This window comes from Arthrobacter sp. SAFR-044 (assembly GCF_051965175.1).
In the GTDB taxonomy this organism is placed as follows: domain Bacteria; phylum Actinomycetota; class Actinomycetes; order Actinomycetales; family Micrococcaceae; genus Arthrobacter.
Map to the genome: position 1 here is coordinate 431,909 of NZ_JBQCMK010000001.1, position 18,855 is coordinate 450,763.

At 66.6% G+C, this 18,855-nt stretch carries 15 protein-coding genes and 2 riboswitches; of the genes, 12 read left to right on the forward strand and 3 right to left on the reverse strand.

Translation table 11 applies throughout. The annotated features are described in order from the left end of the window. Positions 1-2 precede the first annotated feature (2 nt). The 3 genes from gatA to ACTHQS_RS01855 all read left to right on the forward strand — a co-directional run bounded on the left by gatA (position 3) and on the right by ACTHQS_RS01855 (position 3,959). Positions 3-1,568 (forward strand): Asp-tRNA(Asn)/Glu-tRNA(Gln) amidotransferase subunit GatA, encoded by a 1,566-nt coding sequence (gene gatA, locus ACTHQS_RS01845; RefSeq protein WP_440165539.1) that lies wholly within the window; start codon positions 3-5, stop codon positions 1,566-1,568. Next, a complete protein-coding gene (gatB, locus tag ACTHQS_RS01850; protein WP_255174957.1) occupies positions 1,568-3,076 on the forward strand; it encodes an Asp-tRNA(Asn)/Glu-tRNA(Gln) amidotransferase subunit GatB in 1,509 nt (502 codons plus the stop codon). The genes gatA and gatB overlap by 1 nt, the downstream gene beginning before the upstream one ends. Positions 3,077-3,263: 187 nt before the next feature. Further along, on the forward strand, positions 3,264-3,959 hold the full coding sequence (locus ACTHQS_RS01855) for a hypothetical protein (RefSeq protein ID WP_440165540.1): 696 nt from the start codon (positions 3,264-3,266) through the stop codon (positions 3,957-3,959). A 21-nt stretch (positions 3,960-3,980) separates the two neighbouring features. Here ACTHQS_RS01855 and ACTHQS_RS01860 read toward each other — a convergent pair whose 3' ends face one another. Then, positions 3,981-4,892, reverse strand: a complete 912-nt coding sequence (locus ACTHQS_RS01860) for a LysR family transcriptional regulator (RefSeq protein WP_440165542.1) — start codon at positions 4,890-4,892, stop codon at positions 3,981-3,983. Positions 4,893-5,018: 126 nt separating this feature from the next. On the opposite strand from ACTHQS_RS01860, the gene tdh reads away from it, so the two are divergent. From tdh to ACTHQS_RS01890, 6 genes are all read left to right on the forward strand, one after another. Continuing rightward, entirely contained in the window at positions 5,019-6,065 is a 1,047-nt protein-coding gene (tdh, locus tag ACTHQS_RS01865; RefSeq protein WP_440165544.1) for an L-threonine 3-dehydrogenase, read from the forward strand. 8 nt (positions 6,066-6,073) lie between these two features. Next, positions 6,074-7,270 carry a glycine C-acetyltransferase gene (locus ACTHQS_RS01870; protein WP_440165546.1) on the forward strand — a complete coding sequence of 399 codons (1,197 nt, stop codon included), beginning with the start codon at positions 6,074-6,076 and terminating at the stop codon, positions 7,268-7,270. Between the two features lie 55 nt (positions 7,271-7,325). Beyond that, the gene (locus ACTHQS_RS01875) at positions 7,326-8,438 is read left to right on the forward strand and encodes an NAD(P)/FAD-dependent oxidoreductase (RefSeq protein WP_440165548.1); all 1,113 of its coding nucleotides are present in this window, start codon (positions 7,326-7,328) and stop codon (positions 8,436-8,438) included. Positions 8,439-8,449: 11 nt separating this feature from the next. After that, complete coding sequence (gene hutI / locus ACTHQS_RS01880) at positions 8,450-9,661, forward strand: imidazolonepropionase (RefSeq protein WP_440165550.1); 1,212 nt, start codon at positions 8,450-8,452, stop codon at positions 9,659-9,661. A gap of 99 nt (positions 9,662-9,760) precedes the next feature. Further along, entirely contained in the window at positions 9,761-10,549 is a 789-nt protein-coding gene (locus tag ACTHQS_RS01885; protein ID WP_440165552.1) for a DeoR/GlpR family DNA-binding transcription regulator, read from the forward strand. 94 nt (positions 10,550-10,643) lie between these two features. Next, positions 10,644-11,423, forward strand: a complete 780-nt coding sequence (locus ACTHQS_RS01890) for a CPBP family intramembrane glutamic endopeptidase (protein WP_440165554.1) — start codon at positions 10,644-10,646, stop codon at positions 11,421-11,423. Positions 11,424-11,497: 74 nt separating this feature from the next. Here ACTHQS_RS01890 and ACTHQS_RS01895 read toward each other — a convergent pair whose 3' ends face one another. Both ACTHQS_RS01895 and ACTHQS_RS01900 read right to left on the reverse strand, forming a co-directional pair. Continuing rightward, positions 11,498-13,336 (reverse strand): HNH endonuclease signature motif containing protein, encoded by a 1,839-nt coding sequence (locus ACTHQS_RS01895; protein ID WP_440165556.1) that lies wholly within the window; start codon positions 13,334-13,336, stop codon positions 11,498-11,500. Positions 13,337-13,662: 326 nt separating this feature from the next. Next, the gene (locus tag ACTHQS_RS01900; RefSeq protein WP_175318149.1) at positions 13,663-14,301 is read right to left on the reverse strand and encodes a VOC family protein; all 639 of its coding nucleotides are present in this window, start codon (positions 14,299-14,301) and stop codon (positions 13,663-13,665) included. 161 nt (positions 14,302-14,462) lie between these two features. After that, positions 14,463-14,577, forward strand: a riboswitch (SAM riboswitch). A gap of 44 nt (positions 14,578-14,621) precedes the next feature. Here ACTHQS_RS01900 and ACTHQS_RS01905 point away from each other — a divergent pair. From ACTHQS_RS01905 to ACTHQS_RS01915, 3 genes are all read left to right on the forward strand, one after another. Continuing rightward, the gene (locus ACTHQS_RS01905) at positions 14,622-15,944 is read left to right on the forward strand and encodes a bifunctional o-acetylhomoserine/o-acetylserine sulfhydrylase (protein WP_440165558.1); all 1,323 of its coding nucleotides are present in this window, start codon (positions 14,622-14,624) and stop codon (positions 15,942-15,944) included. Positions 15,945-16,046: 102 nt separating this feature from the next. Next, positions 16,047-16,162: riboswitch (SAM riboswitch) on the forward strand. A gap of 12 nt (positions 16,163-16,174) precedes the next feature. Beyond that, entirely contained in the window at positions 16,175-17,290 is a 1,116-nt protein-coding gene (metX, locus tag ACTHQS_RS01910) for a homoserine O-acetyltransferase MetX (RefSeq protein ID WP_440165560.1), read from the forward strand. Between the two features lie 179 nt (positions 17,291-17,469). Continuing rightward, the gene (locus ACTHQS_RS01915; RefSeq protein ID WP_440165562.1) at positions 17,470-18,852 is read left to right on the forward strand and encodes an MFS transporter; all 1,383 of its coding nucleotides are present in this window, start codon (positions 17,470-17,472) and stop codon (positions 18,850-18,852) included. Positions 18,853-18,855: the final 3 nt, after the last annotated feature.

The window sequence follows — 18,855 nt, forward strand, 5'->3', positions numbered from 1 at the left end:
ACATGACTGAAAAGAACACCAGCGCCGGCACCCTGATCCGGCTGTCCGCCGCACAGCTTGCCGAGAAACTGCGCGCCGGCGAGGTCACCGCCGTCGAAGCCACCCAGGCCCACCTGGACCGCATTGCCGCCGTCGACGGGAAGGTCAACGCCTTCCTGCACGTCAACGCGGAGGAAGCGCTCGCCGTCGCCGCGGAGGTGGACGCCATCCGCGCCGCCGGCGGAGCGGAAGCCGAAGCTCTGCACTACCTGGCCGGCGTCCCCATCGCCGTCAAGGACCTGATCGTCACCGTTGGCCAGCCCACCACCGCCGGCTCGAAGATCCTCGAAGGCTGGCACAGCCCGTACGACGCCACCGTGGTGGAACGCCTTCGCGCCGCAAAGATGCCCATCCTGGGCAAGACCAACCTGGACGAGTTCGCCATGGGCTCATCCACGGAGCACTCCGCCTACGGCCCCACCCGCAACCCCTGGGACCTGGACCGGATCCCCGGCGGCTCGGGTGGTGGCTCTGCTGCCGCCGTCGCCGCTTTCGAGGCGCCCCTGGCCCTGGGTACGGACACCGGCGGCTCCATCCGCCAGCCCGGCGCCGTCACCGGAACCGTTGGCGTGAAGCCCACCTACGGCAGCGTCTCCCGCTACGGCGCCATCGCCATGGCGTCCTCCCTGGACCAGATCGGCCCCGTCACCCGCACCGTGCTGGACTCCGCGCTCCTGCACCAGGTCATCGGCGGCCACGATCCCCGCGACTCCACCTCGCTGCCCGAACCCCTGGCGGACCTCGTTGCCGCCGCGAAGACCGGCAACGTCGAGGGCCTGCGGATCGGCATCATCAAGGAACTGCACGGCGAGGGCTACCAGGCCGGCGTCGAAAACCGCTTCAACGATGCCCTGGAGCTGCTCAAGGAAGCCGGCGCGGAGATCGTGGAGGTCTCCTGCCCCAACTTCCAGTACGCCCTGGGCGCCTACTACCTGATCATGCCGTCCGAGGCCTCTTCCAACCTGGCCAAGTTCGACGGCGTCCGGTACGGCCTGCGCGTCCTCCCCGAAGAGGGCCCCATGACCATCGAACGCGTGATGGGTGCCACCCGCGCCGCCGGCTTCGGCGACGAAGTCAAGCGCCGGATCATCCTGGGCACCTACGCCCTGTCCGCCGGTTACTACGACGCCTACTACGGCTCCGCGCAGAAGGTCCGCACGCTGGTGCAGCGTGACTTCGAGGCCGCCTTTGCGCAGGCTGACGTCCTGATCTCGCCCACCGCCCCCACCACGGCGTTCCCGCTCGGCGAAAAACTGGACGATCCGCTGGCCATGTACCTCAACGACGTCGCCACCATCCCCGCCAACCTTGCCGGCGTCCCCGGCCTGTCGCTGCCTGGCGGCCTGGCGGACGAGGACGGGCTGCCTGTCGGTATCCAGTTGCTGGCCCCGGCCCGCGAGGACGCCCGGCTGTACCGGGTGGGTGCGGTCCTTGAATCGCTGCTCGAAGCCAAGTGGGGCGGGCCGCTGCTGGCCCAGGCTCCCGACCTTGCCGTTGCCGGAACCCTCGAAACCCAGGAGGCAAAATAATGAGCACTGATGACATCCTGAGCTTCGACGAGGCCATGGAGAAGTACGATCCCGTTCTGGGGTTCGAGGTCCACGTGGAGCTGAACACCAAGACCAAGATGTTCTCCTCCGCCCCCAACGTCTTCGGCGACGAGCCCAACACCAACGTCAACGAGGTGGACCTGGGCATGCCCGGCGTCCTGCCCGTGGTGAACAAGACGGCCATCGAGTCCTCCATCAAGATCGGCCTGGCGCTGAACTGCAAGATCGCCGAATCCTGCCGCTTCGCCCGGAAGCAGTACTTCTACCCGGACACCCCCAAGAACTTCCAGACGTCCCAGTACGACGAGCCCATCGCCTACGACGGCTACCTGGACGTTGAGCTCGAGGACGGCACCGTGTTCCGCGTGGAGATCGAGCGCGCGCACATGGAGGAGGACGCCGGGAAGCTGACCCACATGGGCGGCGCCACCGGCCGGATCCAGGGCGCCGACTTCTCGCTGGTGGACTACAACCGTGCCGGTGTTCCGCTGGTGGAAATCGTCACCAAGCCCATCGAGGGTGCCGGGTCCCGCGCACCGGAACTGGCCAAGGCCTACGTGGCGGCCGTCCGGGAGATCGTGAAGAACCTGGGTGTGTCCGACGCGAAGATGGAACGGGGCAACGTCCGCTGCGATGCGAACGTTTCGCTCCGCCCGCACGGCCGTGAGCGGTTCGGCATCCGTTCCGAGACCAAGAACGTGAACTCGCTGCGCGCCGTGGAGCACGCCGTCCGCTACGAGATCCAGCGCCACGCCGCTGTCCTGGACTCGGGTGAGCCGGTGATCCAGGAGACCCGGCACTGGCACGAGGACACCCGGACCACCACGTCCGGCCGCGCCAAGTCCGACGCCGACGACTACCGCTACTTCCCGGAACCGGACCTGGTTCCCGTGGTGGCGTCCCGCGAGTGGGTGGAGGAACTGCGTGCCACCCTGCCCGAGCCGCCGGCCGAGCGCCGCAAGCGACTGAAGGCCGACTGGGGCTACTCCGACCTCGAATTCCGCGACGTGGTCAACGCCGGCGTCCTGGACGAGATCGAGGAGACCATCGCCGCCGGCGCCACCGCATCCGTGGCCCGCAAGTGGTGGATGGGTGAGATTGTGGGCCGCGCCAAGGCTGCCGACGTCGATCCCGGCCAGCTGGGCGTAGAGGCTGCCACGGTGGTGGAGCTGAGCCGCATGGTTGAGGCGGGCAAGATCAACAACAAGATGGCCTCCCAGGTGCTGGACGCCGTGCTCGCCGGTGAGGGCACCCCGGAGGAGATCGTGGAGAAGCGCGGCCTCGCCGTCGTATCCGACGACGGGCCCCTCCTGGAAGCCATCGACGCCGCACTCGCCGCGCAGCCCGACGTCGCGGACAAGATCCGTGGCGGCAAGGTCCAGGCCATCGGCGCGATCGTGGGCGGGGTCATGAAGGCTACCCGTGGACAGGCCGACGCCGGCCGCGTGAAGGAACTGATCCTGGAGAAGCTGGGCGTCACCGTCTAGCGCTCCCACCCAACTGGGTCGCAGTAGATGCCGTTTTGAGCCCTCATAACGGCATCAACTGCGACCCAGTTGCCTTTAAGTACTCGGGTGGCCGTCACTGAAAGTACCCGTGGTTGGCCGCCCGTGTCGGACTTACACTGGAGCCCACAGGGCGCCGGTGCCCTGGCAGCGTGCGGGAGGAACAACCATGGTGGTCCGGGAACCAAAGGGGATGCGCAAGGCAGTGCTCGCCGGGGCCGTGGCCCTGGCGCTGACCGGGACGGGCGCCGCGCTGGCATGGTCCGCCACAGGAGCGCCGACATCAACGCCCCCGCTCTCACAAACAGCGCCCGGCAACTCCGGCAACGCGCCAGGGCACAACAAGCCCGGCAAGACCCAGCACGGGCAGCCCCTGCACGGCGAAGCCGTGGTCAAGAAGGCCGACGGCACCTTCCAGACTGTCCTGGAACAGCGCGGCACCGTGGAATCGGTCAGCGACTCGGTCATCACCGTCAAGAGCGAGGACGGCTTCTCCCAGGCCTTCACCGTCAATGGCGATACGAAGATCGTCAGGCTTCCGGCAGCGCCGGCCAGCCCAGGGTCCGCAGGCAGCCCGGGAGCAACGGCCAGCCCGGAGGCAACGCCCAGCCCAGGAGCAACGGGCGACGACGGCAAGCGCCTTAAGCCGACGGATGGGACCATCGCGGACATCGCCGCCGGGGACACAGTGCGAATCGCCGGCGTCAAGGACGGGGACAAAGCCGCGGCCACGCGGATCGTGAAGGGCGCCGGCGACGGGCCCGGCCTTGGCTTGGGACGCGGGTTGGGACGTGGGCTGGGACACGGCCAAGGACTTGGGCACAAGATGGGCAAGGGCAACCACCTGGACGACCAGGACTCGTAGCTGTGGTTGGTGACGCTGGGCTCAGCCCTGTTTCACCAACCCCGCCATGATGTCTTCCAGGGCCTCGCACACCATCACCACGGACCGCCGTTTCAGGTTCTCCGGCCGGGCCAGCAGGTCAATCCTGCGGCGGGTGCTGATGCCCTCCAGCGGACGAAGTACGATGTCCGGGTTCAGGACCGGCCCCGCCGTGTATCTGGGCAGCAAACCCACCACGCCGCCGGCAGCCACCAGCGCCGCCACGGTGGAGTAGTCGTTGATGCGGTGGACGATGTTCGGCTCGCGGCTGGTGACGGCTGCGACGGCGGACAGGACATCGGCGGGGGAGTAGCCGGGGTGGCTGGTCACCCAGGCCTCTGCACCGACGTCGTCCGCCGTGACTGTTTCCTTTTGGGCCAAGGGGTGGTTTGCGGGCAGCGCCACGTCCAGGGGCTCATGGGCCAGGGGGATCACGGCAACCCGTTCCGCGGGCCAGCGGGGACTGTGGTCCATGCGGTGGGCCAGTACCAGGTCATACCGGGCGGTGAGGGCCGGGAAGTCCTGCTGGGCAACGTCCTCGTCGGACAGCTCGATCCGCGGGTGCTCCGGCCGGTCCAACATGCGGGCCAGCGGCGCGAACAGGGCCTGCCCCGCGCTGTGGAAGCCGCTGACGGTCACCCTTCCGGCGGGCGAGCCGTGGTAAGTACCGAGAGCGCCACGGGCATCGGCCATGGCGCTGACGACGGCGGCGCCCGCGTCAGCGAGAACCTGGCCGGCCTCCGTCAGCACCAGGTTCCGGCCCTCCTTGCGCGTCAGCGGCACCTCCACGGTGCGCTGCAGGTGCGCCAGTTGCTGCGACACTGCCGACGGGGTGACCATGAGCGTATCGGCCACGGCCTTCACACTGCCCAGGGCGCCCAGTTCCCGCAGGATCTCAAGCTGATGAACCTCCATACATCCACTCTAATCATTAGCAATAGCTACATCGTCGATTGAGAAAATCCCTGTTGTGCTAAAGCATCGTCAGGGCTTCAATGGGGACGTACCCCGCAGATTGAATGCCAAGCAGTAAGGATGCCAATGAAGGCCCTGTATAAAGCCGGCCCCCACGCCGGATTCGAGCTCGTCGAACGGCCCGAACCCGCAGCAGGCCCGGCTGACGTGAAGATCCGGGTCATGACCACCGGAATCTGCGGCACGGATCTGCACATCCAGTCCTGGGACGCCTGGGCGCAGGGGATCATCGAAGCCCCCCTGATTGCCGGCCACGAGTTCTACGGCGAAGTGGTGGAAGTGGGCGAGGACGTCCGGGAGGTCAAGGTCGGGGACAGGGTCTCCGGCGAAGGCCACGTGGTCTGCGGCATCTGCCGGAACTGCCGGGCCGGACGCCGCCAGATGTGCATCCACACGGTCAGCGTGGGAGTCCAGCGTGATGGCGCCTTCGCCGAGTACGTGGTCATCCCCGAAACCAACGTCTGGGTCCACCACGACCCCTCCGTTACGCCCGAGCTCGGCGCCATCTTCGACCCCTTCGGAAATGCCGTCCACACTGCCCTCAGCTTTCCGCTGGTGGGGGAGGACGTGCTCATCACGGGGGCGGGCCCCATCGGCCTCATGGCCATCGCCGTTGCCCGGCACGCCGGCGCGCGGAAGATCGCCATCACGGATGTTTCCCGGCCGCGGCTGGACCTGGCACGGCAGCTCGGAGCCGACCTGGCGATCGACGTCTCCACCACCCGGGTGCGCGACGCCCAACGTGAGCTGGGCATGCGCGAAGGCTTCGACGTCGGCATGGAAATGTCCGGCCACCCCTCCGCCCTGCCTGAAATGATCGACAACATGAACCACGGCGGCCGGATCGCCATGCTGGGCCTGCCCAGCCAGGCGATCACCATCGACTGGGGCAAGGTGGTCACCCACATGCTCACGCTCAAGGGCATCTACGGCCGCGAAATGTACGAAACCTGGTACGCCATGAGTGCCATGCTCTCCTCCAACGCGGTGCTGCACGCCGGCATCTCCGCCGTGGTGACGGACACGCTGCCCGCCACGGAATGGGAAAAAGGCCTCGAAATTGCCCGCAGCGGCGTGGGTGGCAAAGTTGTCCTCGACTGGACCCGACTGTAAGGAATCCCATGTACACCTCCATCAAGGACCAGCTGCGCGAAGAACTGGACGGGATCCGCAGCGCGGGACTGTACAAGACCGAACGCAGCATCAGCTCGCCCCAGTCCAGCCACATCACCGCCGGGCAAATCGGCGGCCCGGGAGCCGACGTGCTCAACTTCTGCGCCAACAACTACCTGGGCCTGGCCGACCATCCGGACATCATCAGCACCGCCAAGGCCGCCATGGATGAGCGCGGCTTCGGCATGGCCAGCGTCCGCTTCATCTGCGGCACCCAGGACCTGCACCTTGAGCTGGAAGCCAAGGTTTCCACGTTCCTGGGCACAGAAGACACCATCCTGTTCTCCAGCTGCTTCGACGCCAACGGCGGCGTGTTCGAGTCCCTGTTGGGCCCGGACGACGCCGTAATCTCCGACGCGCTCAACCACGCCTCCATCATCGACGGCATCCGCCTCTGCAAGGCCCGCCGCTACCGCTACGCCAACCAGGACATGGCCGAACTCGAGGCCCGCCTGCAGGAGGCACAGGACGCCCGCCGGAAACTCATCGTCACCGACGGCGTGTTCTCGATGGACGGGTTCCTGGCCCCGCTCGAGGCCATCTGCGACCTCGCCGAAAAGTACGGCGCCATGGTCATGGTGGACGACTCCCACGCAGTGGGCTTCATGGGCGGCACCGGCGCCGGCACCCCCGAGCACGCCGGCGTCTCTGACCGGGTTGACATCTACACCGGCACCTTCGGCAAGGCCTTGGGTGGAGCATCCGGCGGCTACGTCTCGGGGCGGGGCGAGATCGTCGCCATGCTGCGCCAAAAAGCGCGGCCCTACCTGTTCTCCAACTCCTTGGCACCGGCCATCGTTGCCGCCACCCTCAAGGCGCTGGACCTGGTGCAGAACTCGGCCGACCTGCGCCGCCGCCTGTTCGAAAACGCCGAACTGTTCCGCCGCCGCATGACCGAGGAAGGCTTCGACCTGCTCCCCGGCGAGCACGCCATCGTGCCGGTCATGTTCGGCGACGCCGTCATGGCCGCCAAAGTGGCGGACCGGATGCTGCAGCACGGCGTCTTCGTCACCGCCTTCAGTTTCCCCGTGGTCCCGCGCGGTGCCGCCAGGATCCGGGTGCAGCTCTCCGCTGCGCACTCAGCGGACGACGTCGAAGCGTGCGTAGGTGCGTTCGTCGCCAGCCGGGCCGAGGCAGCAGCCTGACAGGAGTCCCCGAAGGCGGGGTTCCAGTTCGCAGGAACTCTGTCAGGATGGACGGATGGCAGCACACTACGATGTCCTAATTGTGGGCGGCGGCATCGCCGGCCTGTCCCTGGCGTCCGCGCTTGCCGGCCGCTGCAGCGTTGCGCTGGTGGAGGCGGAGCAGGAGCTGGCGTACCACACGTCCTCCCGCTCCGCCCGCCAGCTGATTCCCAGCTACGGGCCTCCCGTGGTGCAGGAGCTCACCGTCCGGACCCTTGAGCTGCTCGCGGCACGCGACGCGGAATCGGCGGAGCCCGTCCTGACGCCGCGCAGTTTCATGCTGGTGGGCTCTGCGGAGGATGTCGCCGCGGAAGCCAGCGGACACATGCAGCCCATTCCGGTGGACCGTGCCCTTGGGCTCTGTCCAGCGCTGCTCCCGGGAACCTTTGCAGCCGCCGGACTGGATACCGGCTCCTTTGGCTGCAATGCGCCCCTTCTGCTGGAGGAGCACCGCAAGCGCGCGCTCTCCGCTGGCGCAGACATCATCACCGGCGCCCGCGTGCATTCCGCGCAACGGCTCGGTTCCGGGTGGCAAGTGGGCGCCGGTGCCGAGGGTTTTGAGGCCGCGGTGCTGGTCAATGCTGCAGGCGCCTGGGCAGACGAGCTGGCGGTGCTCAGCGGCGTGGAAAAGCTGGGCCTCCAGCCGTACCGGCGCACCGCGGCGATTGCCGCCGTTGACCATCCCTTGCCGGCTGCCACCCCCATGGTGGCCGGGGCGGACAACACGTTTTATTTCCGTCCTGACGGCCAGGACGTCCTGATTTCTCCCTCGGAAACCGTACCCAGCGGCCCTGAGGATGCGCGCCCCCGCCCGGGGGACGTGGAGCGCCTGGTGGAAAAGCTCAATGCGATCACCAGCTTGGGGATTACCGGAATCCGCCGGGCCTGGACGGGCCTGCGCACCGAGGCGGCGGACGGGGTGCCGGTGGCAGGGTTCGACGCCGAAGCTGCCGGGTTTTACTGGCTTGCCGGGCAGGGTGGCTACGGCTTCCAGACCTCTGCGGCCCTGGCGGAGCTTGCAGCGGATCAGATTCTTTCCGGTCCGGCGGCGTCCGGCGGGGCTGCGGACCGTCCGGAATCCCGGACAGCTCTGGCACTGGCGGCGACCCGCTGGTCCATCCGACGCTGAAGAATGATTCCATGAGCACCTTGATCACCAACATCGCCGAGCTGATGACGCAGGACCTGGAGCACCGGGTTTTGAAGGATGCGGCGGTGGTGGTCGAGGGTGAACGGATCTCCTGGATCGGGGCGGCGGCCGATGCTCCGGCGGCGGATGACGCCGTTGACGCCGGCGGGCGCGCCATGCTGCCGGGGTGGGTGGACTCGCACAGCCACCTGCTGTTCGCCGGGGACCGCACTGCCGAATTCGAAGCCCGGATGGCAGGGGAGTCCTATGCCGCCGGTGGCATCGCCGTCACCATGAACGCCACGCGTGCCACGTCCGATTTCGACCTCACCCGGCTGGCGATGGGCAGGGTGGCCGAGGCCGTCTCGCAGGGAACCACGTACCTCGAAACCAAGACCGGCTATGGGCTGGACGTTGAGAACGAGGCCCGGAGTGCGCGCATTGCCTCCACCATCGCGGACCAGGTGACCTACCTCGGCGCCCACCTGGTGCCCGCCGGGCAGGACCCGGAGGCCTACACGGACCTGGTCTGCGGGCCGATGCTCGACGCGGTCCTCCCTTACGTCCAGTGGGCTGATGTCTTCTGCGAAGAGGGCGCATTCAACGCCGAGCAGTCCCGCCGCGTGCTGGTGGCATGCCGCGACGCCGGGCTGGGGCTGCGCGTGCACGGCAACCAGCTCGGTGAAGGCCCTGGCGTGCAGCTTGCCCTGGAGCTTGGAGCCGCGAGCGTGGACCACGTTAACTACCTTGCTGCACAGGACGTCAAAGCCCTGGCTGCCTCCTGGTCGGGCTGGGATCCAGCCGCAGGAGCCGGCGAGCGGGGCACCGTTGCAACCTGCCTGCCTGCCTGCGACCTCTCCACCCGCCAGCCGCTGGCCCCCGCCCGCGAACTTCTCGACGCCGGGGTACAGGTGGCGCTGGCTTCCAACTGCAATCCGGGCACGTCATACACCAGTTCCATGGCCTTTTGCGTGACAACTGCCGTCCTCCAGCTGCGCTTGAGCGTGCACGAGGCCGTCCGTGCCGCGACCTACGGCGGGGCGTTGGCGTTGCGCAGGGAAACCGGCCGGGATACCGACGGCGAACGCGCCGTGGGGTCGATCGCCGTCGGACACCGGGCCGACCTGCACCTGCTGAACGCGCCGTCCGCCACGCATCTCGCCTACCGGCCGGGAATGCCGCTGACGTACGCTGTGTGGCGGGCAGGAGTGCGGGAGCGTTAGTTCCCATCCCCTGTATGATTGTTCCTGATCTTTTCCTTCTGCTTATAATCAGGAAACGTCATCCAAAGCGGTGGCTGATGTATCGAAAGGCCCGCTTGCATGACTCGTACCGACCGGTTGACGGCGATTCTTGACCTGCTGGCCAGGACCGGCCAGGTGGAGGTCGACGAGATCGTCAGCACCCTCAACGTTTCCCCCGCCACCGCCCGGCGCGACCTGGACAGCCTTGCCAAGCGCCGCCTGCTGACGCGGACCCGTGGGGGCGCCACCACCGGTGCCCTGGCGTACGACCTGCCGGGGCGTTACAACCGCGACGACCATGCCGAAGCCAAGGAACAAATCGCGCAGTGCGCCTCTGCCTTGATTCGGCCGGGTGCGGTCATCGGTCTCTGCGGGGGCACCACCAGCACCGCGCTTGCGCAGATCCTGGCCACCCGTGAGGACCTGAACGCACCCTCCAACCAGCCGACGCTCACCGTGGTGACGAATGCCATTAACATCGCCGGCCAGTTGGCGGTGCGGCCGAACATCAAGGTGATGGTTACCGGCGGCATCCTCAACCCGCGCTCGTATGAACTCGTGGGACCCTACACGGACATCATCATGCAGAAAGTGGTGCTGGATATCGCCTTCATCGGCGTCAACGGCATCGATCCTGAGGTGGGGCCCACCAACACGGGGGAGGGGGAGGCCTCCGTCAATGCCTTGCTCGCCTCCCGCGCCAGGGTCTCCTACGTCCTGGCTGATTCCTCCAAAGTCGGCGTGCGGGCTTTTGCCACCATGGACGGCTACAACTTCACCCGGCTGATCACCGACTCCGGTATCTCTGCCCGCGACAAGGCAGCCTTTGAAGCCAATGGCACGGAAGTGATTGTGGCGCCGGCCTAAATCCGAGCCGCTGCGCGGGGCCCTGGCCTATCGGGCTGCTGGACACCTGCCGCTCCATCAGGCCGGATCCAGAATCTGAAGGCAAGATGGAAACATGCTGGTTCCCTCCCGCCGTCGACTGCGGCTCGAAGTCTGGATCGTCCTGGGCCTTTCCCTGGGCCAGTCGGCTGTGTACTCCGTGGTGCAGCTGCTCGACAAGGTGACCCGCGCCCCGCTGGCCGAGGGCACGTCCACCCTGAACCGGTCGCAGAGCACCCGCGAGTACTTCGATCTGACATACCAGCTGCTCGACATTATCTTTGCGCTGGTTCCGGTGCTGCTGGTTCTCTACTTCCTCACTGACCAGCGCCAGGCTTCCCCCGGCGACGCGCGCAACTCCGGTTCAGCCTTCCGGAAGCTTGGGTTCAACTTCGCCCGGCCCGGAAAGGACCTGCTGCAGGGCCTGGGGCTGGCCGCGCTGATCGGGATACCGTCCTTGGGGCTCTATGCGGCCGGCCGGGCGCTCGGCATCACCACTGCCATCATCCCCAGTGCCCTGGACGCATACTGGTGGACAGTTCCTGTCCTGATCCTCTCGGCGATGCGCCACGCGGTGCTCGAGGAAGTCATCGTGGTGGGGTACCTTTTGGACCGCTTCGGCAAGTTTGGCTGGAGCACGCCACTGGCCATCGCCGTAAGCTCGCTGCTGCGGGGCAGCTACCACCTGTACCAGGGCTTCGGCCCTTTCATTGGCAACGCCGTGATGGGGGTCGTCTTCGCTTGGCTCTACACCCGCACCAAGCGCGTCATGCCGCTCGTTATTGCCCACGCCCTGCTGGACATTGTGGCTTTCGTGGGCTTCAGCCTTTTCGGTAAGGCGGTCGGGCTGGGATAGCAACGCCCGCAGGCCACGGGCCCGGTCATAATCCCTGCGCGGAATAAGCGGTGGAGTCCTGAACATCACCCCCATCACATTTGCGACAGCAGCAACTGCCAGTCCGCTTGCGGGTCGGGTGGCAGTACGTAGGGCTTTGCATAGAACTCATCCCACAGAGGATCGGCAGGGCACAGCTGGTCTGAATCCAGCACGTTGTCGCCCGGTGGTTCTTCGACAGGCGGATCTGGCCACACCGGCATCTCTGCGAGGAATTCTTGCCACTGCGGATCTTCCGACAGGTGCGGCCCGATCCATGGTGGCGCTAGGTCCAGCGGAGAAGTGGCTTCTTGTGGTGCTGCCACCTCGATGGCGCGCGCAGGAGCATCCGTCGGCAGGAATCCTGGTGGCAAGTGTGTTGGTTCGGGGTGGGGGTGTTCAGGTTTGTAGTGGCGGCCGGTGGGTGAGGTCCAGCCGGGTGGTTCATTGTTGGTTGCCGGGTTTGGTGTCCACTGGCTGTGGTGTTTGAGCCGGTGGTGTTTGGGACAGAGTTGTCCCAGGTTGCTGGTGCCGGTGGTGCCGCCGTGTTCCCAGGCTTTGAGGTGGTCGGTGTCGTTGTCGGGGGTGTGGTTGGTGCAGCCGGGGAAGGTGCACTTTCCGTCGCGCATCCTGATCCAGCGTTTGATGGTCTCGGGAAGCCGGTAGTTCTTCCGGCCGATCTCCAAGGGCGCGCCGTCCCTGGGGTCGACGAGGACCCGGTAGAAGGACTCCGCACCGTCGGCGACGAGTTTGCGGGCCATGGATGCCGGGATGGGTCCGAGTCCGTCCAGCACCGCCGGCTCCTCGGTCGCCCCGAGCAGCGAGAGCACCGGCACCATGACGAGTACATCGGCCCGCGGGGTGGGGACTTCGCCGATTTTTGTGACGGCCGTTGAAGTGGCGGCACTCCCGGAAGCGTTGTCGCTGCCCTGCCCCGTTGCATCATGGGGAGCAGAAAGGACCATCGCACCCCGAAGCGCGTCACCGCTGGCCGCGCCCTGTGTCGGGTCAGCGGGCCCGCCCCCATCGGTGGTGGTGTTGCCGGTGCCGGTCAGGGTGTTGCCGGTGCTGAGGAGTCGTGCTGCTGCGATGTCGGGGCGGAGTTGGGTGAGGGTGCGTGGTTCGTTGGGGCCTTGGAGGCCGCGGGCGATCGCGGTGGTGCGGTTCCAGATGGCGCACGCGGCGTCGCCGGGCAGGTAGAGCGTGACCCGGGCCATGCCGTCGCGGTCCGGGGTGTACTCCATCCTTCGGTCGGCGCAGCCTTTGGCGTGGCGTTTTTCGATGGAGTCGGGGTGGTGGCGTTCGCGCCAGGCACGGACCTTGGCCCGGAACCGGAAGGGGATGAGTTCGCCTGGAGCGGCGCCGCGGGCGGGGTGGGGTACGTTGGGGTCGAAGAAGTGCGCCACGAGTGACGCCGCACCCTCAGGGGTGAGGCCTTCGGTTTCGTCTGCGATGATCTTCGCGTGCTGCCACGACATCACGCCCGCGGCCAGTGCCTCAAACACGTGTGGCAGGGAGCAGATCCGGCGGGACTGGTCCACCAACGCGCCTGCTGCGGCGGAACTGATGGTCAGGACCCCGGCGATCTCCTCCACAACGGACATTTCGGCGTAAGTGCGGTCCTGAACGGAGGCGTCCGGCGGAGTCATCGCCTCCTGGAACCCCGCGGCGTCGGCGGCGTCCTGTGCCTGTCCGGCCGCGAGTTGCGCCGTGAGCCGGGACCGAAGTTCCAGACGCTCCAGCCGGATCTCATACCGCCGCTGCAGAACATCTACATCGGAACCAGCACCCACTCCGGCAGCTATAAATGCGTCTTCACGGTGCAGCGCATCAAGGGCAGCAATGCAGGCGTGAACACCTTCCGGTGCCCTTGCCGCCTCAACTCCTATACCCATAGAAGAATCATCCAACAGGGGTCTGACATTATGAGCTGCGCCTGTGCCGCTGACCGCCCGGGCGGGCCGAGCACCGAAGCCGCCTGCCGTCGTCGTACGTTTTCCATGCGGAGGTTCCTTTTCGCGGCCCAAGTTTCCGGCACGAAAGGAGCACGTGTGGCGCAGAAGAATATGCGGCACCGCACTTTGCAACAGCAGATAGCACTTAAATGAATTCCGCCGCCATTGGGTGGTGACGCCGTTGTCACCACCTAATGGCGGCCGAAGCTTGCCCGGGAGCAACCCGGGATCCTCCCGGAAAAGCCGGAAGGGAAGGGGCTGGAGGGTCAGATAGTGACGGCTCCGTTGGCGGTTTCAAAGGTGACCGAGAGGATGCCCGGTGTTCCGTGCGGGGCCACCCACTCGACCGCAACGTCCTCAAGCGGTTTCTCCACCGGCTCGCCCAGCCACTCGGTTACGCGGGAGGCGGAACCGGCGATGGTCAGGCAGCTCATCTTGAGGTTGCTCTCGTACGCGTTGGACGGGTGGAGTGAGGGATCGCCCTCCCACTTGAGCATGTACGGCACCTGGGGATCGGCGATGAGGCCCAGGATGCCAATCTGCTTCCAGACCAGCTCGCGGCCGTCCGGGAACTTGCGGTTGCCGTTCACGGCGGCGCGGCCAAGGCGTTCCTCGAAGGGGGCGAGGTCGTCCACTTCGACGCACCAGCCCATCCAGCCGCCACCAGCAGCGGAGCGGGCCCGCACGGCCTGGCCGAACGGTGCCTTGTCCGACGCCGGGTGGTCCAGGACCTCGACGACTTCCAGGTACTTGTGGCCGGCGAGCGGGATGATCATATTTCGGGTTCCGAACCGGGGGTGTACGCCACCCTTCACTGCCTCAACGCCGAGGGCAGTTGCAATACGTTCGGTAGTGGCCGCGAGGCCATCGTGTTCACAGGCGTAAGAGACGTGATCCATGCGCATGCGATCATCTTGGCACTTTGTGATCCGGCTCTCAGCTAAGGGTACCCTTACTAGCATTTGACGGGCGGGGCGCCCCCGTCCCGAGGCAGAAGGACCGGCATGAAGACCATGTTCGTCACAATGCTGTCCAGGGCAACCATCCGGTTCCTAGACTGGGCCCAGGTCATGAGTGCCAGCGCCAAGCCCCGGCCCGCTGGCCGGCAACCCTCCATCCGCGGTGGGGTGCCCCGGGTGAAGACCTGGCTCTCCGGCAACAGCCGGGAGCAAGCGCGGCCCGTACTGCCGGTGAGCATGCCGGGCCCATGTCAAAGGAGATTTGGATGTCCAACGGATGGTCCTTCGAAACCCGCCAGATCCACGCAGGGCAGGAGGTGGACAGCGCCACGGGTGCCCGGGCCCTGCCCATCTACCAGACCACGTCATTCGTGTTCCCCAGCGCCGAAAGCGCCGCCAACCGCTTTGCCCTGGCCGAACTTGCACCCATCTACACCCGCATCGGCAACCCTACCCAGGACGCCGTCGAGCAGCGGATTGCCAGCCTCGAAGGAGGCCTGGCAGCGCTGCTGCTGAGCTCGGGGCAGGCCGCCGAAACCTTCGCCGTCCTGAACATTGCCGAGGCAGGGGACCACATCGTGGCCAGCCCCAGCCTCTACGGCGGAACCTACAACCTGTTCGCCCACACCCTGAAGAAGTTCGGCATTTCGGTCACCTTCGTGGACGACCCTGACAACCTGGACCAGTGGCGCGATGCCGTGCAGCCCAACACCAAGCTCTTCTTCGGTGAAGTGGTGTCCAACCCGCGCCAGGATGTCCTGGACATCGAAGGCATCTCGCAGGTGGCCCACCAGGCCGGGGTTCCCCTGATCGTGGACAACACCTTGTCAACCCCCTACCTGATCCGCCCGCTGGAGTGGGGCGCGGACATCGTGATCCACTCGGCCACCAAGTACCTGGGCGGCCACGGTTCAGCCATTGCCGGCGTCATCGTCGATTCCGGCAAGTTCGATTTCGGCAAGGACCCGGAACGGTTCCCGGGCTTCAACACCCCGGATCCCACCTACAACGGCCTTGTCTACGCACGCGACCTGGGTGAAGGCGGCGCACTCGGGGCCAACCTGTCATACATCCTCAAGGCCCGTGTGCAGTTGCTGCGCGACCTGGGCTCGGCGGTGTCGCCCTTCAACGCCTTCCTGATTTCCCAGGGCCTGGAGACGTTGAGCCTGCGGGTGGAGCGCCACGTTGCGAATGCCACGGATGTGGCGCGCTGGCTGGAAGCAAGGGACGACGTCGAATCCGTCGCCTACGCGGGGCTGCCGTCCAGCCCTTGGTACGAGCGTGGCCGCAAGTACGGGCCCAAGGGAACGGGCGCCGTCGTGGCCTTCAACCTGGCCGGCGGCGCGGAAGCCGGCAAGCGCTTCGTTGATGCACTGGAGCTGCACTCCCACGTGGCCAACATCGGTGACGTCCGCTCCCTGGTCATCCACCCGGCGTCGACCACGCACAGCCAGCTCTCGCCGGAGCAGCAGGTGGTGGCCGGGGTTCATCCGGGGCTGGTCCGGCTTTCCGTGGGCCTGGAGCACATCGACGACATCCTGGCCGACCTGGAAGCAGGATTCCGGGCAGCCAAGAGCGCTGACTCCTAGCCCCACACGCCAGGGGCACCGCCGGTGCCGCCGGCAAGCCGGGAAGTCACAACCAGTCATACTCTTGGCCTGGAGCGGGGGGTGTTTCGTACACTCGAACCAGGTCATGAGTGCCAGTGACAGCCCCGGCTTGCTGGCCGGCAACCCTCCATCCGCGGTGGGGTGCCCCGGGTGAGGACCTGGCCTGCCGGTCAGACGACGGCAGGCAAGCGCGTAGAAGAGGTCTTGCCATGACGGTTACCGTCGCCCGAACCACCATCCCCGAACACGGAATCGTCCGTTACGCCTCCATCGGGGGACTGGAACTCGAAGCCGGGGGATACCTCCCGGACGTCACCCTGGCCTACGAAACCTGGGGGACGCTCAACGCGGACGCCAGCAACGCCATCCTGATCGAGCACGCCCTGACCGGCAGCACCCACGTAACCCGCGGCGACACCGACGAAGAAGGCTGGTGGGAGCAGCTGGCCGGTCCCGGCGCTCCCGTGGATACGGACCGCTTCTTCGTGGTGTCCATCAACATTGTCGGCGGCTGCTACGGATCCACCGGCCCGTCGTCGCCGGCCCCGGACGGCCGCCCCTGGGGCTCCAGGTTCCCCCTCGTCACACTGCGCGACAGCACTGTCGCCGAAGCAAGGCTGGCGGACCAGTTGGGCATCAAGAGCTGGTTCGCCGTCCTAGGCGGGTCGATGGGCGGCGCCCGCGCACTGGAATGGGCAGTGACCTATCCCGGGCGTGTGCAGCGCTGCGCCGTGATTTCCGTCGGGGCCGCCAGCACAGCCGAACAGATCGCCTTCGCACAGGCCCAGACGCTGGCCATCCGCCAGGACCCCAACTTCAACGGCGGGGACTACTACGGCGGTCCATGTCCGGAAGACGGGCTGGCGCTCGCCCGCCGGATCGCCCACATCACCTATCGGTCGGCTGCGGAACTGGAAGGCCGCTTTGGCCGGGAACCCCAGGCGCCCGAGTCCCCCCTGCAGGGGGAAGTCCTGGCCTCCCGCGGCCGTTACCAGGTGGAAAGCTACCTGGACCACCAGGGCAACAAGCTGGTGAAGCGGTTCGACGCCAACAGCTATATCGCCCTGACTGAAGCGCTGATGAGCCACGATGTCAGCCGGGGACGGGGAACCCTGGCCGAAACCCTGGCCACCTCCACGGCGCGGTTCTTCGTGGCCGCAGTGGACTCCGACAGGCTCTATTTCCCGTCCCAGTCCCACGAGTTGGCCCAGGCCCTGCCTGGCGACGTGGATGTCCATGTCATCCAGGCGCCGATCGGGCACGACGGGTTCCTGACCGAGATTGGGCAGCTGGGCGGCCAGCTGCGGAGCAGCTTCCTGGCCTAGGCAGCGCCCCGGGAACACCCGGCAGTGTGCATTCCTGCAGATGCCTTCTGCACTATTCGGCGTTGAGGTTGCGCCGCAGGCAGACCATACTCATCGAATCCGGCTTTCGTGGTGTGCATCACATCCGTTTGCCATTGACTGGTCCCCGTGGTGTCGACGACGACGCCGAAGGAGTTCACATGAGTACGGAAAGCTCCGCCGCAAGGCGCACAGAGGAAACCGACGTCAAGGCTTCAGGCCTGAAGAAAGTGGTAACGGCGTCCATGGCCGGCACCGTCGTGGAGTGGTACGAGTTCTTCCTCTACGCATCGGCCGCCACCTTGGTGTTCGGGAAGGCCTTCTTCCCCAACGCCGGCACGGAACTGGACGGTATCATCGCTGCCTTCCTCACCTATGCCGTCGGTTTCGTTGCACGCCCCATCGGCGGCATCGTCTTCGGCCACTTCGGCGACAAGTTCGGCCGCAAGCAGCTGCTGCAGCTGAGCATCATCCTGGTGGGGGTCTCCACCTTCCTCATGGGCTGCCTGCCCACGTTCTCGCAGATCGGCTACTGGGCGCCCGCACTGCTGGTCTTCCTCCGGTTTGCCCAAGGCTTTGCCGTGGGCGGGGAGTGGGGCGGCGCCGTCCTCCTCGTGGCAGAGCACAGCCCCAACAAATCCCGCGGGTTCTGGGCCAGCTGGCCGCAGTCCGCGGTGCCCCTGGGCAACCTGCTGGCCACGGCCGTGCTGTTCGTCCTGTCCTCCACGCTGACCCAGGACGCGTTCCTGGGCTGGGGCTGGCGCGTGGCGTTCTGGCTGTCCGCCGTGATCGTCCTGATCGGTTACTACATCCGCACCAAGGTCAACGACGCCCCCATCTTCCTGGAAGCCCGTAAAGAAGTTGATGCCGGCCACAAGGGCTACGGCGTCGCCGAGGTGTTCCGGCGCTACCCCCGCGGCGTCTTCACCGCCATGGGCCTGCGCTTCGCGGAAAACATCCTTTACTACCTGGTGGTCACGTTCTCCATCACCTACCTGAAGACCGTGGTGCAGGCCGATACCACGCGGATCCTCCTGCTGCTGCTCGTTGCCCACAGCGTCCACTTCGCGGTGGTCCCCATGGTGGGCAAGCTGTCGGACCGGTTCGGCCGCAAGCCGGTCTACATGGCCGGCGCCATCATGGGTGCCACCTGGGGTTTCTTCGCCTTCCCCATGATGGACACGAAGAACGACTTCATCATCCTGGCGGCCATCATGATCGGCCTGGTGTTCCACGCCTTCATGTACGCCGGGCAGCCGGCCATTATGGCGGAAATGTTCCCCACCCGGATGCGCTACTCCGGCGTCTCCCTGGGCTACCAGGTGACGTCCATCGTGGCAGGCTCCCTGGCCCCGATCATCGCAGCGTCGCTCCTGGGCACCTACAAGTCCTCCGTGCCCGTGGCGGTGTACCTGCTGATCGCGTGTGCCATCACCGCCGTCGCGGTCTTCTTCCTGAAGGAAACCCGGGGCATCTCGCTGCACGACGTGGACGCCGCCGACGCCAAGGGCACGGCGGACCTCCTCGCTGCCGGCAAGAAGTAGGCC